The organism is Akkermansia sp. RCC_12PD (genome assembly GCF_036417355.1).
Taxonomy (GTDB): Bacteria; Verrucomicrobiota; Verrucomicrobiia; order Verrucomicrobiales; family Akkermansiaceae; genus Akkermansia.
The window spans coordinates 1,455,977-1,472,073 of the sequence record NZ_CP143889.1; the positions used below are offsets into that span (position 1 = coordinate 1,455,977).

Consider the following 16,097-nt stretch of genomic DNA (forward strand, 5'->3'; position numbering starts at 1 on the left):
ACAAACTTGGGACAAGACAGAATTTGCGCAGAACATGTGCCTGAAAAGGCGGGAAAAGCGTGGTTATCCTTTATTTCTCGTGTCCGGTTATTAGTTTCCCATGTGATTATATTTCGTAGGCACAGCCGGGGTTTCTTGTGAAAACAAGCGGTTTCCCTTACAATTGAGCAGAGAGGATATTCTGGTCCTTCCGGACGCGCCTCATTCCTGCATAGCGGTACGTAGCTGGCAGCAGGGCCTTTCTTAAAGAAACCCTGCGGAAAGAAGATCAAGGAAAAAGAGCCGTCAGGCATATTGGCTGCCGGATGCAGTACCTGCAGCTTGTTTCCCATTCTTGTGGGGGAATGGACGGACGATAAGAAATAGGGAAAAGCAATATTCGTTCTTATCAGAACCATGATATTTGTTTATCCCATATGTTGAATTGGCTGGAATAAATCCATAAATTTGCATATGATCCATTAATTTGATTTTTTCAAGACAAACATCTCATGACGAATAGGAGGAATAATTTCTAAAACATTTGCAAGCAACAATATATCGGTAAAAAAGGAAGATATTATCTTCCTTGACTTCCTTCTGTATTATATATAAATTTAGTTAATATGAAGAAATTAATAAAAATAATGATTTTATTTTTATTAGGTGCCGCAGCGCTGTTTGCAGCCTACTTGTATATTAAACAGCAGACGGTGGACAGCAGACAAAGATCCATGGCTAATACGGCGGCAATTTCAAGTATGTTTCTATCGTCCGTTTCCCATCAGTACCACTGCCGTTTCTCTACTTTGGGCGGCACCTGGTCCCTGGAAAAATTCACGAAGTCATATGGATTGGCTTTTGAAAATGAAGGCAATCCTGAAGCCTGGCAAGAATTGAAACGGCGCATTAATGACGGGACGATAGAAAAAGAATTTTATAATTTGTGGATATACATCGGAGCTTCTCCCACCATTGATATGGAAATTAATGAGGAGAATAAATTTATTAAAGTTATCATCAGTACGGAAAAGTCTCCATCCCAGAGTATGTTTTATCATTTATGAAAAATGGATAAAACAGGAAATAACCCCGCTTCTTATTCGAAAATCATATCGGTCGCACCATTTATAAAATTTATTTCGCGTAACGTATATTTTTATTTTTTCTTAAGAAATTGAAGCCATGCCTTTAATATTTTTATTTTTTATATTGTACTTGATCCCCTTGTTTCTTTCCGCCATCGCGAAAGATTCGGAAATATCGCTCATTTTTAATATCATAGCTATCATCTTCGGCAGTGTTCCTGTTGTTTTAATTACGCTTACACTATGTTTGGTCCATGGAATAGCATACGGGTTGCTTGCAGGATTATTGTTGTTTGTATTATTGTTTTTTATCAGCAAGGGGATTCGTTTTGTTATTTTTAAAGCAGTTTCAACTAATGTAAATTGAAATCTCCTGAATATTCAGGAATATATAATACAAAATGAAGAATTATAAATGAATGGGAAGAAATGAATTTTCATTTTATCCGTTTTTATTGCTATGAAGCCGATCAAATTTCTTCTTGTTCCCGTAGCACTGTTTTTGGGACTGGGGAATTGCATCGCTGCTGGAGATGCTGAACTCCCCGGCAAATGGACGACTTTCGGAAAAGGAGAAGAACGGGGGCGTTTTGCCCGGTGCTTCATCATCAGTTATCCAAGCAGTTTCACCATTGATCCCGCCAGTGGAATATCATTTAGTCCCGATATAGGAAGAGATGTTCGCATTCCGGAGGGAAACCTGCACACCCTTGTTTTGCATGATGAGAAAAAATCATTGGAAGTCAGGGCCAGCACCTACGGATTTATAACCGAGGACTTTTACGTCCCGCGCGGTTTTGAGACCCCGAGGGAGGTCATACTGGCTGACCTTTTCACTCACAGACCGATAACTAAAATTATTAGAACAAAGCATTACGATCTTTTTTACAGTGAAACGGACAAGAGAGTGTGCGCACTTTATCTGTATCGAAAGGAAGGCTGGAATGCGAGCTATCAAACTCTCACATTTTTATTTCGCAATGGCACCACTTTTGAGGATCATGAGGAAATTGTTAAGAAAATCATGGAGGGGTTTATCCCGTATTTTGCGCGTTCGGACTAGTTCATGTGGGCGGTGTTTCTCCCGGGGTAAGGTTGGGGAGCCGGAGTTGGAGATTATTAGATATAGAATCTTGTAAAGTTCTTTCTCAGGAACCGCGGGGTTGCTTGAGGGCTGTATTCCAGGAATTGTTGATCCAGCCTTTTCTATGCGTGTTTCAGGTTTTCCAGTCCTTTTCGGTCAAGAGGCATTCCCGGAGAGGATGGGGAGAACCGGGATTTTAACGGACAGGCGGGTTTAAATGGATGAATCCGGCAGACAATGTATATCGGGCCGTCTGCGGGGATGCAGGCCGTTGCGAAACTTGTTCCTGTCCGGCGGTGACGCACCCGCTTGCTTCATTCCTTTTTGCTTGGCATGAGGAGCATTGCGACATACATTGAAGAATAAATTCCACTGGGTGGAGTTGCCTTTCAACATCCCTGACGCCATGAAATTCATTTCTTTCTTTTTGTCCGTATTCACGAGTTGCTGCCTGCTGTCCGCTGCTTTGGCAGGCGGTGACATGGCTCCGGATTTGAAGTCCGGTTCCTTCTGGAGTTCGTCTAGGGAGGACTTGTTCGGCAAGTATTTTAATGGAGAAGCGGGCGGTTGGGTGGACAAGGAGAAAACCCAGCTCCGCATGGCCAGGCCCCGGATCAAGATAGGGGAAATTTCCCTGGGAGAGACTTTGGTGAACTGGAAGGATAATACACCCCAATCCATGACCGTCATGATTTACAACAAGGGGGACAACGGGGCGATTGACCGGGATGAGTTTGAAGCGCGCCTGGAGCGTGTCAAGGCGGCCCTGGACACCCTCACCGGCGTGAAGTCCAAGGAATACCGCGCCTCCCGCCGTGAAGCCGTGGTGAAGGTGAACGGCTGGTCCTGGGTATGGGACAAGGGAGCCGCCGTGGTGGAGGCCAACTCGTCGCGTGAGGGCCGGGAGTTCGAGGCGGAATTCATCCGTCTGAAAGTAGGGCCTACGGAAGCTTCCATCGCCCGGGCGGACACGTCCTCCCGCGCGAAAAAGGCGGACATCAAGCAGCATGTGAAGAAGGAAGGGAAGCGCATCGTGATTCAGGACATCCCCATGGTGGACCAGGGACAGAAAGGCTACTGCGTGGTGGCTACTGCCGCCCGTGTGTTCGCTTATTATGGAATGGATTATGTGGATCAGCACGAACTGGCCTCCTTGGGCAATACGTCCGCTTCCGGAGGAACAAGCACTGCTGAAATGGCGGAAAACCTGAAGAAAATAGGAGCGCGGTTCCAAATCAGGATCCGTGTTCTGGATTCCCTGACGGATTACCGTGATTTCAATAATATATTGAAATCCTACAACCGGGCGGCTTCCAAGCTGAAGAAGGAGAAAGTGGACAGCCAGACGAGCTGGCCGGCCTTCTGGGACAATGCGGACGGTGAAGTGCTTAAACTGGCGCGGGCGGGTTCCCAGAGCCAGGTGGACAAATGGATCAATTCCATCCGCCCCTATATTACTGCGGGTATTCCCGTTCTCTGGTCCGTGCAGCTGGGCATCGTGCCGGAGCCCAAGAGGCTGTCCCAGACCCGCGGCGGCCACCTGCGCCTGATCATTGGCTTTGATGAGGAAAAGAAAACGGTCATTTTTTCCGATTCATGGGGCGCGGAGCATACAGAGAAAGAAATGCCCGTGGCTGACGCCATCGCTATCACGACGGGACGCCAGGTCCTGCAGCCGTCCAAATAAGTACGGAAGGCTTTTACAGCCCGACGAAAGAATCGCAGAATATTTCCCTTTCCGGGGCACTTCTGGCTGGCTTGCGGGCAGGAGCGTATTATACTTGCGCCATGATCAGCAGAACATTGGTAAAACACGCCCTGTCCAGTGAAGCGGAGATTCCGGACATGCTGGTGCAGGGCTGGGTGCGTACGCGCCGGGATTCCAAGGCGTTTTCCTTTCTGGAGATCAATGACGGCTCCAGCGTGGCCTCCCTCCAGGTGGTGGCGGATGCGGGCATCCGCGGCTATGAACGGATTGCAGAGATGACGACCGGGGCCGCGGTGAGCATCCGCGGCGCCCTGGTAGCCGGGCAGGGAAAGCAGCGCTGGGAATTGCGCGCTTCTTCCCTGGAGCTGGTCGGCGCCGCTCCGGAATCCTACCCTCTGCAGAAGAAAGGGCACACGCCGGAGTTTCTGCGTTCCATCGCCCATTTGCGCCCTCGCACCAACCTGTTCGGCGCGGTGTTCCGCATGCGCAGCCGTCTGGCTGCATCCATCCACCGGTTTTTTCAGTCCAGGGACTTTGTCTGGGTCAGTACGCCCATCATTACCGCCAGCGATTGTGAAGGGGCGGGAGAAATGTTCCGCGTAACAACGCTGGACGTGGGTGATGCCGCCTCCCGCGACGCCGCCCGGGATTTCTTCGGGAAAGCGGCTTATCTGACCGTGAGCGGACAGTTGGAAGGGGAGGCTTTTGCCTGTGCCCTGAGCAATATTTATACGTTCGGCCCCACGTTCCGGGCGGAAAATTCCAACACTACGCGCCATGCGGCGGAGTTCTGGATGGTGGAGCCGGAAATGGCTTTTTGCGACCTGCGCGGGGACATGGACATGGCGGAGGCATTTGTCCGGGAACTGGTCCGTGACGCCTTGGAGAACAGCGCGGAAGAGATCGAATTCCTGAACCGGTTTGTGGACAAGGGTCTGCGGGAGCGCCTGGAGCACGTGAAGGATACGCCGTTCGTGCGTTGTTCCTATACGGAAGCCGTGGACATTCTTCTCAAGAGCGGGAGAACATTTGATTTTCCGGTCTCCTGGGGAATCAACCTGCAGAGCGAGCATGAACGCTTCCTGACGGAGGAACATTTCAAGAGCCCGGTCATCGTGTACGATTATCCCAAGGAGATCAAACCTTTCTACATGCGTCTCAATGACGACGGCAGGACCGTCACCGCCATGGATGTGCTGGTTCCCGGAATCGGCGAAATCGTGGGGGGAAGCCAGCGCGAGGAACGGCTGGACATTCTGCTGGAAAACATGAAGCGGCAGGGCATGAACGAGGAAGCCTACCGCTGGTATGCCGACTTGCGCCGTTACGGTTCCGTTCCCCACGCCGGATTCGGAGCCGGGTTTGAACGCCTGCTGATGTTCATCACGGGCGTAACGAACATCCGGGACGTGCTGCCGTTTGCCCGCACGCCGCGGAATTGCGAGTTTTAACGTTCAGGCGGCAGGCCGTGCCGCCGTTTCCGGCCGTGAAGCATATGGACCTGCAGTCCCCTTTTTTATAGGGTAAACGGTCTTTCCGCGGAGCGGAGAAAATCAAAAGCCCGGCTTTCCCTGGGGAAAAGCCGGGCAAAATGGATTGCCGGGAAACGGTGGTTATTTTCTTCTGCGTCTCAAGAGCAAGCCTCCCAACCCCAGAATGCCCAGGGAAAAAGTGGCGGGTTCAGGGACGGTTTCATAATTGATAATTACCTTGGTAACGCCGTTTTCAGTGATCTGGGTGACGTTTGCCTGTACCTGAGAGGTGCTGGCAATGTTCAGGCCGCTCAGATCCAGTGTCAGGGGACCGTCCCACTGGTCAGATTTAATGCTGGCCAGCTCAATGGTACCGCTTCCGGTCAGGCTGTTCATGTCCAGCGTTCCGGTGAAATGGACGGAGTGGTGATTGACCCAGAAATTGGTGATGTCAGTAGCGGTCCAGGAACCGTGTTCCGAGGCGGTAAACGTTCCGAAGTTGAGAGTAAAGTCGCGGCCCAACCCAAAAGCGTTCGTTGATTCAAAAACCAGGTGGGCATTGCCTTCCAGGGTGATGGAATTGACATTGAGATCCCCCTTGGCCGGACTGCAGACCAATGTACTTCCGGAACCGATCTGGATGGTGTTGGTGGCTCCGAAAAAAGCCTCGCTGTCTGACCAGGTAATGGTGCCCGCATTCTGCCCGATGACGGCATCGTCATTGGCGCTGTGCTGGGGATAATAGCCGTTCGGGGAACCGTTTACCGTCCAGTTGCCGGAATCTCCGTAAATCCCGTTGTTGGCCGCTCCGCTCCAGATATAGGTGGCTGCCTGGGAGATACCGCCCAGCATGCAGCAGAAAACACAAAATGCAGATAATTTCATTTCCAATAAATAGTTCAACGGGGCGGATGTAACGGATTCTCAATCCGGCTTTATAGTTAAGTTAATTGTTAAACATTTATTTGGAGCATATTATAAATTAAAAAAAGCTTATTGAAAACTTCCTTCATTTGTTTTTAAAAGCAGGAATGTTTTCTTTTAAAGGGTTCTTTAAAAAATATTTGAATTGACGCCGGATTGAGAATCCGCAGGAAACAATATTTTATCTTCTTTGCAACATACAAAGAGCAGGAACATGAAAAAGTGGATGCGCGGGCATGGAAAAACCCTTTCCCGCACAAGGCGGGAAAGGGCCTACCATAACCAAGTAAAAGCATGCGTTGAAACGCCGTCGTACTTAGAAAGTGTAGCTGATGGCGCCGTTGATGCCGTGGGCGGTCAGCTTGTTGCGGGTCTCGAACTGATAGCAGACGCGGGCTCCCCAGTTGCTGGAGAAGAGCACGTCAATGCCGGCGTTCAGGCGGAATGCGGTGCGGCCCATGTTGACGCCGCGTACGTTCCATGCGCCCAGAGGCCCGGTGACATTGGATTTGGGATTCATGCGGCTTACATCCTGGGCCACGGCTACCGTCAGGGCCGGGGTAATGGTGGTGCCGCCGTCCGTCTGATAGGCGCGGGCGATGGTGATGCCGGCCGGAATGGTCCAGTTCTGGGCCCGGGCGTGGTCGAAGGTGCGTCCGTAGGGACCGCTTTCGGAGAATCCCTTGAGCTCGGAAGTCATGAATTCAATCCCGGTGTAGGGTGTCACGTAGGCCTTGCCGAGGGCGAAGCGTTCCGTCCACGTGGCGTACAGGCCGCCGCTGAAGGTGTCGGAATTGACGTTGCCGTTGAGATCGGAACCCATGATGTAGGAATTGCCCTTGAACTTGGAGCGTCCGTAGGCGCCGTAGCCGTCCAGGGTGAACTTGCTTTCCCTGAAGGGATGCATGCGTCCGTAGATCATGGCCAGGAAGGAGTCGACGTCATAGTCGGAACCGAAGTTCGACTTGTCCTTGATGTCGCCGAAGCTCTGGCCGGCTGCGATACCGATCAGGGAACCCTGTGCGGCCTTGTAGTCGATACCCACGGCATAGCCGCCGGCATTGTACTTGTAGCCGGAAACTCCTCCGCGGGCGTCCTGGTCGTCCCAGATACCCATGCCGCCTACCCAGATATTGCCGTTGCCCCTGGCAATCGTCTTGCGGGCGATGGGAGAGCCCTTGGCGTCCACCACTTCAATGGTGTCTTCCGTCTGGCGTGCCATGGAGGCGGCGGATTGGATGCGGCCCAGGTCGGCGAAGCTTCTCAGGGTGCGGCTTGCAGCCCAGGTGAAGTTCACGATGTTTTCACCGCTCACGGACTGAATCATGTGGGCAGCCTGGTCGGCATTTGTCGCCCGGAACAGTTCTTCGTAGAACTCGGCGGCGGGAGAACCGGCGACCGCGTTCAGACGGTTGTTTTCCAGACCGACGGCCGTGGTGTAAACGTTGCCGTTGTAACCGGACATGACACCGTCAATGCCCCTCATGTTCTGGGTGATGGTAGTGGTGCCGTCAACCGTTCCGGGAGCCATGGTGGTGGTCAGGAACAGGCCATTCTGCAGACGGCCGGAAATATCCGTGCCGTTCAGCGTCACTGTTACGCTTTCCGTACCCTTTTTGAGTTGGGAGATCGGAACTGAATTGCCTTCGGAGTCGGAAACCTGGATGCCCACGCGGGAATCGTCCGTGAAGGTGGCCGGGGTGCCGAAGTCGAGAACGGATCCGTCGCTCAGAAGCAGGGTGGAATCACCGCTGAAAGTGGCGGAAGCCCCCTTCATCGTGGAATCCTGGGCCAGAGTCACGCTGCCGGTCCGGATGTCATATACGGTGGTGTCCGTGCCCATGACGGCGGAGTTGATGGATTCAGGACCTGCAACTCTTCCGGTGGTGGCGTCCGGCGTGCCGAAGGTGGCGTTCCCGATAATCAGGTTGCCTTCAAGCTGCTGGTAGGTGCCTCCGAAGGTATCCGTGGCGCCCGTGCCGCCGTACACAAGGGTGCCGGCTCCGGTCTTGGTCATCACGGCGGCCTGGTCGGCGGCCCGTGAAACTGCGTCCGCAGCGGATGCGGTGGGAGCCGCGGTAGCGATGCCGTCACTGATGTAGGTGTAGGCGCCGGCGTCCGTGAATACGTTGATCTGGGTGTTTACGCCCGCATGAACGGAACCGCTTACGCCGTTGGCCGTATTGCCGGAAAGAACGGTGTTGGAACCGATGTTCAGCGTTTGGCCGTCCGCCAGGTTGATAGCGGACTTGTCGGCGTTGGTGGCGGTGTTGTTCAGTACTTGCGTACCGTTGCCGAGAGTGATTTCTCCACCTGCCGTTACGATGCCGTCAGCGGCGGAATTGCCGGAGATCAGGCTATTTTCCCCGATGACGATGTCGTCGTCAGCCGTCAGCGTGGCATTTTCCTTAACCGTAGTATTCTGGCCGAGGGCAATGCTGCCTTCGATGGTATCCAGCACTTCGGGAGTACCTTCTACGGTACCCCAGGAGTTGTCCGTATTGTTGTAAACGGTTTTGGTCAGGTCAGCAGAATCTGCCTGAACGGTGGTTCCGTTCAGAATGGTGTTATCTCCCAGGGAGATTTGTCCGCCGTTGGCTTTGATCGTGATGGCTCCCGCAGCCGTTTCACCAAGCACGATGCCTCCGGAAACGCTGTTGTCCATGGATTGCGTGACGGTTTTGCTCGTCTGGGTATTGGAAGCGTCAAATCCTTCCGTCGTTACGGAACCGATTCCCGCGTTGGAGGTCACGTCTCCGTTCAGCGTAATCTTGGAATCAGGGTCGCTGGTGATTTGTCCGGTTGCCGTGACGGCACCCTGCAGGGACACATTGTCACCCAGTTGTACGGCTACTTCATTGGAGTCCTGATAAGAGGAAGAAGTCGTTTTCGTATAGGCCTGGCCTGTGGGAGGAGTCGCCGGATCCTGCGTAGTGGTGGCTACGCCTTCTACCGTGATGGTCTGATCAATGGCAACGTTGTCGCCGACGTTCACCTGGCCGTTCGTGGATTTGATGGCCGTGCCGAAAACCTTGGGAGCCCTGGGGTCTTCAGATCCCACGATGGAAATGTTCCGGCCGTCAATGGTGGTGTTCGAGGCGTTGGTGACAACGATTTCATTGGCGCTGTCCGCAGGTTCGCTCAGCGTAATGTCGTTGAATTTGACCTGTTCGTTGACCAGGTCGTAATTGAAATTGACCAGTTTGCTGCTTGCATCAGTCATCTGGACGGTGATGCTTCCCGTACCGGAGATGGCCGCCAGCTGGGCCTTCTGTTCCTGGGTCAGCGTAATGTTGTCTGAATCGGCAGGAACGGTGATGGTGATGGTTGACGCTTCATTGGAAGCGGCAGCCTGGTTCCAGGCTGTCACCAGCGAATCGGCGCTGTTTGCAGTGTAGTCAGCCGCTGTGGCAACTGAGAAGCTGCCGAGGCAGGCGATGACGGCTGCCAGCAACATCTGTGGGAGTCTTAATTTCATGCTTTTTTTATTTGTTTAATGATTAGGTGGTTACGCATTCGTGACAATCACGGCGTCCAGCATTTTAGATGATCCCTGCGAGCGCATGTTCAGGAGGATGACAAGGAGGGTTTTGTTGGAACGGGTGTTTAAAATATTTAACAATGAAATGATTGCATTTATATTTATCATGTGTCATTCATGACGATGTTTTCATGATAGCCCCGAAAAGAAAGTCATTTTAACCCGGAACAGATGAAGATTTCTTTACAAAACAACTATACTATTGATTATGAAAATTATATGTGTATTGGTGGCATTTTTTACGGGCTCTCTTTTGGTGTGTTCAATTAAAAATGTCTGCATGGGGAGGGAATGTGCGGCGCATGTACGGGCCACACAGGCCATCGAGGAAAATATGAGCCTGTTTGACCAGTCGATGGTGCCCGGTCATCTGGACAAGGTGCTGGAGGAGCTGGAAGGTCTGGACGACCGTGACGGGCAGGGGAATGCGGCGCCGGAAATCCGGAGGTACAAGCTTCAGAACTACTTCCGCCTTTTCCGGATGATCACAGAGTCCGTGGATGCCAGCTATCTTCCGAGAATGTACCGTATTCTGACGGGAAAAGGGGAAAAAAACCTGCCGGAAAAAGTCCCGCGCCCTGTTCCCGCCAAGGTGGGAAGCGCCTATCTTTACGACTATATCCAGTCCGGACTCCGGGTGCTTCGTTTTCAGACCAGGGTGGCCGTCATGGACTATATCCGCTCCGCGTATTCCGGCAAGCCATCCCCGGAAGAACGAAAGGAGCTTTTGGCCCTTGCGGAAGGAGTGGAGAAGGAATTTTTCACCTTTCTCCAGAATTGGACGCAGACGGATGTGAGCTGGATGCCGGACAAAGACTTCAATTGCCTGGACAAGCCTGCGCCGGAAGAAAAGCTGCGGGAAATGATAAGCTGCCTGCAATACATGCATTTTCTGGAATATGCCCGGGATCCCCTTTTTCTGGAGGAGGATGTCGCATTCAGCAACATTGATCCGCCACCTCCTGTGGGGAAGGACGGCATGGCCTTTTCCGGTCAGGCTCCGGACAGTCTCCATGAGCCGGAATCCCGCAGGCAGTATCTGATTGCCCGCCGGGAAAATATCAGGAAAAGCCGTGGAGCTGACCTGAAGAAAAAGGTGCAGGATAAGCTGACGGATGCCTATTGGAACGTTTTTACGCGGATTGAATCTGTCGAGTTCATGGACCAGGCATCCAGGCAGGCTTTGTTGCACACGGCGGAAATGTTGGGGATGAATGACGATTTCAGGGACAATCTGCGGGATGCCTGCGCGCGCAAGGATATTGATGAAGCGATTGACCGTTTTTCACAAACGAAAGACAGGAAGGACATGCAGGACGCGGATGCTTTGATCGGAGCATTTCAACAATGCCGGAAAGTATTGTGGGGAAAGGAGTCATCCACCTTTTTCCAGTTGGAACGCTGGCTGCGGCTTAACCACATCGTCGCCACGGAAACGTCGTGGCCGGACGGCTCCTTGGTAACACAGGATCTGGAAGAAAAAATGATGGAGAACATCAGGTGCACGTGCGGCGATTCCCGTTTCTATTTGCAGGAGGCCAGATGGTGGCTGGCGGCCTATGGATTGAAGGCCCGCGCCTCGTACATTCATGACGAATGCCAGCGTATTCTGGAGATGGAAAAGAAAAGGATTGAAGACAGCCTTCTACTTCTGGACGAGAATTTTTCCAGAGGAGGTTTGGAAAAGGCAGACCGGTTGATTGAGTCTTTACTGCATCATGATTATCAGCGGCATAAGAATATCCTGGAAATACTGAATTTCAAAACAGCCTCTTGGCTGCGCCTGCTTTTCATTTTGGAAAAACGCCTGGATCCTTCCCATGAGAGGCGGGAGGAGGTGAATTTGGTATTTAAAATACCGGGGGAGGGTCTGAAAGAAGAGTATGACGAAGGCGCCCAGGAATTGCTGTACGGTCTGCACGCGGAAATATTTTCAGATCTGAGCTACAAGGTGGAATCGGAGTACGAAAAATCCAGGGAAACACAGCAGAAATTTTTGAAGCTTGCGGAAGGAATGGGCGCGGAACCCGAATTCCTGATGTATTTCAAACATCGGTTTGACGGCCGCAATTTGCGTGAAGATCTTGATCAATTAAGAGAAAAGGGAAAGGGCAGTCCGGAACGGATAGCAGCCGCCATTGACGAATGGGTGGAACATGAGAAAATATACTGCAACTCTCCTTATGGGTGTCTTGTAGAAAAGCTGGGTCTCCAATTTTCTTTGTTGAAAGCCATGCACAAGAGCGGGAATTCCGGGAAAGAGGGTTTTGGCTCGTCTTTCCAGGCGGCTGTGATGGAAGCTGTAAGCACCTCCATCGCGGATAATCAGGAAGGATTTTTAGCGTGGAGATATATCTTGGAACGTTCTGAAGGGAGCCCTTTGGAAACAGCCATAGCCGCTCTGTTTCAACAAAGGCTGGATAAGAAGGAAGAGCTTTTTCATGAAAAACTTGTAACATTTGAAAAAGAGGGGCAGATGGACGATTTACACACCGCCTGTGTCAGCCTGGATGATATCACGCGTGATTGGGAACTCGGGAAGGAACTTCCTGTTGACCGGCGGAGAAAGACGGAAACTTATTTGAACCTGCTCAGGGTGGCCTCCCGCTTTCGTCCGCAGGAACTGGTAGATATGCAGAGAAAGCCCGTTTCCCAATGGGGGGGGCGATGGAATAATGAGCTGCCTCCCTTGCGGCGCATGGAACTGGAGCTGGATCTGATCCGGGACAAAGTGCGTACAGACTTTTTTTCACATATCCGTTACGGATATGGCAAAGGGCCGGAGGATGCGGAGGAAATCCGCCAGCTGCTCCGCAATTCCGGGATGAGCGGCCAATTCATGCAAGAGGTGGAAGAACGTTTGGCAGAGAAGGAATGAGGACCTTCCGGATTATTCCACCTCCCATTCCTCCACCAGCGCGGCGGGGACTTCGTCCAGAAAGCGGGAAGGCATCTGCATGAAAGTGCCTCCCTGGGCGCGGCAGTTCCAGCGCGGATAGGTCAGGTAAAGCTGGTCCTTGGCGCGGGTGATGCCCACGTAGAACAGGCGGCGTTCTTCCTCCAGCCCGGCCAGGTCGCCGTCATCAATGACGCGCTGGTGCGGGAACATGCCGTCACACAGGCCGATCAGGAAGACGACGGACCATTCCAGCCCCTTGGCCTGGTGAATGGTGGATAGGGTGACCGCCCCGCCGGAAAGGTCGGCCGCCGCGCTTTCATCATCCGTATTGCCCAGCAGGGAAAGCTGGGACAGGAAATCTTCCGCGGAGTCGAACCTTTCGGAAAACCCGGCCAGGTGCAGAAGGTCCTGCCTGCGCTGGTCGTAGTTTTCAAAGGCGGACTGCATGTACTCGTCGTAAACCGCTTCATTGATGGAGACGAGCATGGAGGCCGGATTGGCTGTTTTCCCGCCGGGAGCCAGCTCGTCCAGCGTATAGCAGAGCTGCATCCATCCCGGCTTGGATTTGGCAGGAACCGGGAATTCCATCATCAGGGCGGAGAAGGATTCCGGAGGCGTTTCCGCCCTGCTTTCCGGGCATGCGGCCCAGCGCGCCCAGAGTTTTTGCGCCATACCGGGGCCGATGCCGGGCAGGAGCATGACCATGCGGCGGAAGGACAGCTCGTCCCGCGGATTGACGACGAAGCGCATAAAGGCCACCACGTCCTTGATGTGCGCCTGCTCGAAGAACCTGATGCCGCTGGTGATGCGGAAGGGTATTTCACTGCGCGTCAGTTCCATCTGCAATTCCATGCTGTGGAAGTGCGCCCGGTAGAGCACGGCTATTTCATTGGGGTCCGTTCCTTCTTCAACAAGGTCCCGGATGCGCTGGGAGATAAATTTGGCCTGCATCCGGTCGTCGTTGAGCGGCACGAGGGCGGGCGGCATTTCCCCGGTGGGGCGCACGGAACGCAGGCGTTTTTCAATCTGGATCTCATTAGCGGCGATGGCCGCATTGGAAAGTTCCAGGATTTCCGGCACGCTGCGGTAGTTGGTTTCTATCTTGAAGGTTTTCGCCGACGGGTAGCGCGTCGTGAAGCTGAGGATGTTCTCCATGTCCGCGCCGCGCCAGGAATAGATGCTCTGGGCATCGTCTCCCACGACCATGAGCTGGCCGTGCTCCCGGGCCAGCATGTCGATAAAGCGGCTCTGGAGGTAGTTGGTATCCTGGTATTCGTCCACCAGGATGTGGTGGAAGCGCGCGCCGTACAGGGCGCGCAGGTGCTCCTGTTCCTGGAAGAGGCGCACGACGTTGAGCAGCAGGTCGTCAAAGTCCATGCTGTTGGTTTCCTGCTTGCGGAGGACGTACTGTTCATGCACGTCCAGAATGGCGTCCAGATGGTTGGAGAGGTAGGGATAGGCGTTTTCCAGCGTTTCCTGAATGCCGGCGCCTTCATTGTCCGCCAGGCTGAAAAGGGATGAGAGCACTTCCGGCTTCGGGAAGCGGGAGGATTTTTCGTCCAGCTTAAGGGTCTTCACGATGTTTTTGATCATGGATTTGCGGTCGTCCGAGTCCATGATCGTGAAGGCCGGCGTATAGCCCAGGTAGTCCGCATGCTGGCGTAGAATGCGGTTTGCGATGGAATGGAAGGTGCCGCTCCACAGGCGTGAGAGGTCGATGGGAATCAGGGCACGCACGCGCTCCGTCATTTCCCTGGCGGCCTTGTTGGTGAAGGTGAGCAGCAGGATGTTCCACGGGTCCGTGCCGTGGTCCAGAAGCCATGCCACGCGGTAGGTAAGCGTCCGCGTCTTTCCGGAACCCGCGCCTGCAATGACGAGCGCCGCCCCCGGTGCCGAGGAAACGGCGGCATACTGCTCTTCATTCAGGGTCGCGTGGTAGTCGATCCCGGAAATGGGGGCGGAAGGAGCGGAATCCTGCTTGATGACGTAGCGGCGGGCCATGTAGTTTCAGCGGCTGGCGGTCGGATGGTAGCGACTGGGAATTTTGGGTGGTGAATCTTCCATTCTCCAGCCGTTTTTAAAAATCCAGGTACATTTCTGCGCGGCGGTTTTCCTTGCGGGCCTCGTCGCGTTCCTCTTCGTTCGCATTGGTGGAATAAGTACGGCGCGGCTGGGATTTGCCAAATCCCCTGGTGACGATCCGGTCCGCCGGCACCCCGAATTCAATGAGCTGCGCCTTCACGGCGGCGGCCCGGCGTTCGGAAAGTCCCAGGTTGTAGCGTTCGCTGCCCACGTCGTCCGTATGGCCGCTGATTTCCAGCTTTTTACCGCCGTCCATCTTGATGGCTTCCGCCACAATCTGGAGCTGGCGTGCGGAACGTTTGGAGAGCGCGTCTTCATTGAAGCCGAAGAACAGGGCCAGAGAATCTCCGCCCTGCGGGTTTTTCACGATGGGGATGAAGAAATCGTCCCCGGCGCCCTGCCGCTTGGTGTAGGCTTCCAGCATGCTGTCCAGGGAGGCTTCCGCAATAAGCCATTGGCCGTCCGTTTTCGCTACGGTCAGGCCCACATTGCCGGCTTTCCGGCCCTGGGCGTCCTGCAGATGCACGAAGAACCCCGCATTGGTGTCCGCCTCATAGGCGGTTTTAATGGGGGCATCGTCCCGCAGGCGGAAGGTGCCTTCTTCAAACAGAATGCACAGGCCCGCCACGGTAGCGTCCTGTACTTTGGAGCCGTCCACGAATTTCCGGGCTCCGCGGAAGTCCGCCTTGGCCACGGCGTCCATGAAGGAGCTAACGATGCCCATTGGGTCATTCATGACCATGGGGGCCGCCTTGTCCTTGGCCAGATCCTGCTTGCTGGGGAGGGTGAGGGTGTCCAGCGTCCACTGCTGCTTGTCGTTGCGCTTCATGTCCAGGTAGCCGCGCGCGCCGCTGCTGAAGTTGAGCGTATATCTGGCGGTGGGATTGGTGCCCTGGTTGTTGGCGCCGATGCTGGTGATGCCGGGGGAGGACAGGCGCACGTGGCGCGCCTCCATGAGTTCCCGGATGGTCCGGCTCTGGGCCTCCGTAACGGCCTGTTGCACTTCCAGGGCCTTTAGCGTGTTCAGGTCCCTGTCCTGGATTACTTTGGCAATGGCCTGCGCCAGCGTCTGGGGGGAGCTGAGGTTGACCAGCGTTGCCGGGGTGGAAGTCTGCTTTTCAATGTCGTCCCTGGTGAGCGGGTCCACGGTAGGCTGGGGCGTCACGGTCTGGCGCGCCGGCTCTTCCGTAGTTGCCGCTGGGGAAGTATGTCCGGGTTCTTCCTCCTGGCGATTCATGAACAGGAAGACCAGGGCCAGGCTGCCCACGACCAGGAAGCTGATGATGAAAGCGGTGATGGTGGATGCGTTTTTCATTGGCG

Annotated in this window: 9 protein-coding genes; 5 read left to right on the plus strand and 4 right to left on the minus strand. The window is 53.9% G+C overall.

Features of this window, described 5'->3' with window-relative positions; all coding sequences use genetic code 11:
* Nucleotides 1-605 precede the first annotated feature (605 nt).
* From V3C20_RS06075 to asnS, 4 genes are all read left to right on the plus strand, one after another.
* Nucleotides 606-1,046: a hypothetical protein gene (locus V3C20_RS06075; protein ID WP_130084273.1), complete on the plus strand. Its 441-nt coding sequence runs from the start codon at nt 606-608 to the stop codon at nt 1,044-1,046.
* Between the two features lie 481 nt (nt 1,047-1,527).
* Nucleotides 1,528-2,130: a hypothetical protein gene (locus tag V3C20_RS06080; RefSeq protein WP_130084274.1), complete on the plus strand. Its 603-nt coding sequence runs from the start codon at nt 1,528-1,530 to the stop codon at nt 2,128-2,130.
* A 427-nt stretch (nt 2,131-2,557) separates the two neighbouring features.
* The gene (locus V3C20_RS06085; protein WP_130084275.1) at nt 2,558-3,838 is read left to right on the plus strand and encodes a C39 family peptidase; all 1,281 of its coding nucleotides are present in this window, start codon (nt 2,558-2,560) and stop codon (nt 3,836-3,838) included.
* Nucleotides 3,839-3,942: 104 nt separating this feature from the next.
* Nucleotides 3,943-5,310 carry an asparagine--tRNA ligase gene (asnS, locus tag V3C20_RS06090; RefSeq protein ID WP_192907208.1) on the plus strand — a complete coding sequence of 456 codons (1,368 nt, stop codon included), beginning with the start codon at nt 3,943-3,945 and terminating at the stop codon, nt 5,308-5,310.
* 162 nt (nt 5,311-5,472) lie between these two features.
* On the opposite strand, the gene V3C20_RS06095 is transcribed toward asnS, so the two are convergent.
* Both V3C20_RS06095 and V3C20_RS06100 read right to left on the minus strand, forming a co-directional pair.
* Nucleotides 5,473-6,216: a PEP-CTERM sorting domain-containing protein gene (locus tag V3C20_RS06095; RefSeq protein WP_130084277.1), complete on the minus strand. Its 744-nt coding sequence runs from the start codon at nt 6,214-6,216 to the stop codon at nt 5,473-5,475.
* A gap of 355 nt (nt 6,217-6,571) precedes the next feature.
* Nucleotides 6,572-9,733, minus strand: a complete 3,162-nt coding sequence (locus V3C20_RS06100) for an autotransporter outer membrane beta-barrel domain-containing protein (protein WP_130084278.1) — start codon at nt 9,731-9,733, stop codon at nt 6,572-6,574.
* Between the two features lie 343 nt (nt 9,734-10,076).
* Here V3C20_RS06100 and V3C20_RS06105 point away from each other — a divergent pair, with 343 nt between their 5' ends.
* On the plus strand, nt 10,077-12,674 hold the full coding sequence (locus V3C20_RS06105) for a hypothetical protein (RefSeq protein WP_149873784.1): 2,598 nt from the start codon (nt 10,077-10,079) through the stop codon (nt 12,672-12,674).
* A gap of 12 nt (nt 12,675-12,686) precedes the next feature.
* On the opposite strand, the gene V3C20_RS06110 is transcribed toward V3C20_RS06105, so the two are convergent.
* Nucleotides 12,687-14,696 (minus strand): ATP-dependent helicase, encoded by a 2,010-nt coding sequence (locus tag V3C20_RS06110; protein WP_130084280.1) that lies wholly within the window; start codon nt 14,694-14,696, stop codon nt 12,687-12,689.
* 76 nt (nt 14,697-14,772) lie between these two features.
* On the minus strand, nt 14,773-16,092 hold the full coding sequence (locus V3C20_RS06115; RefSeq protein WP_202975674.1) for an OmpA family protein: 1,320 nt from the start codon (nt 16,090-16,092) through the stop codon (nt 14,773-14,775).
* Nucleotides 16,093-16,097: the final 5 nt, after the last annotated feature.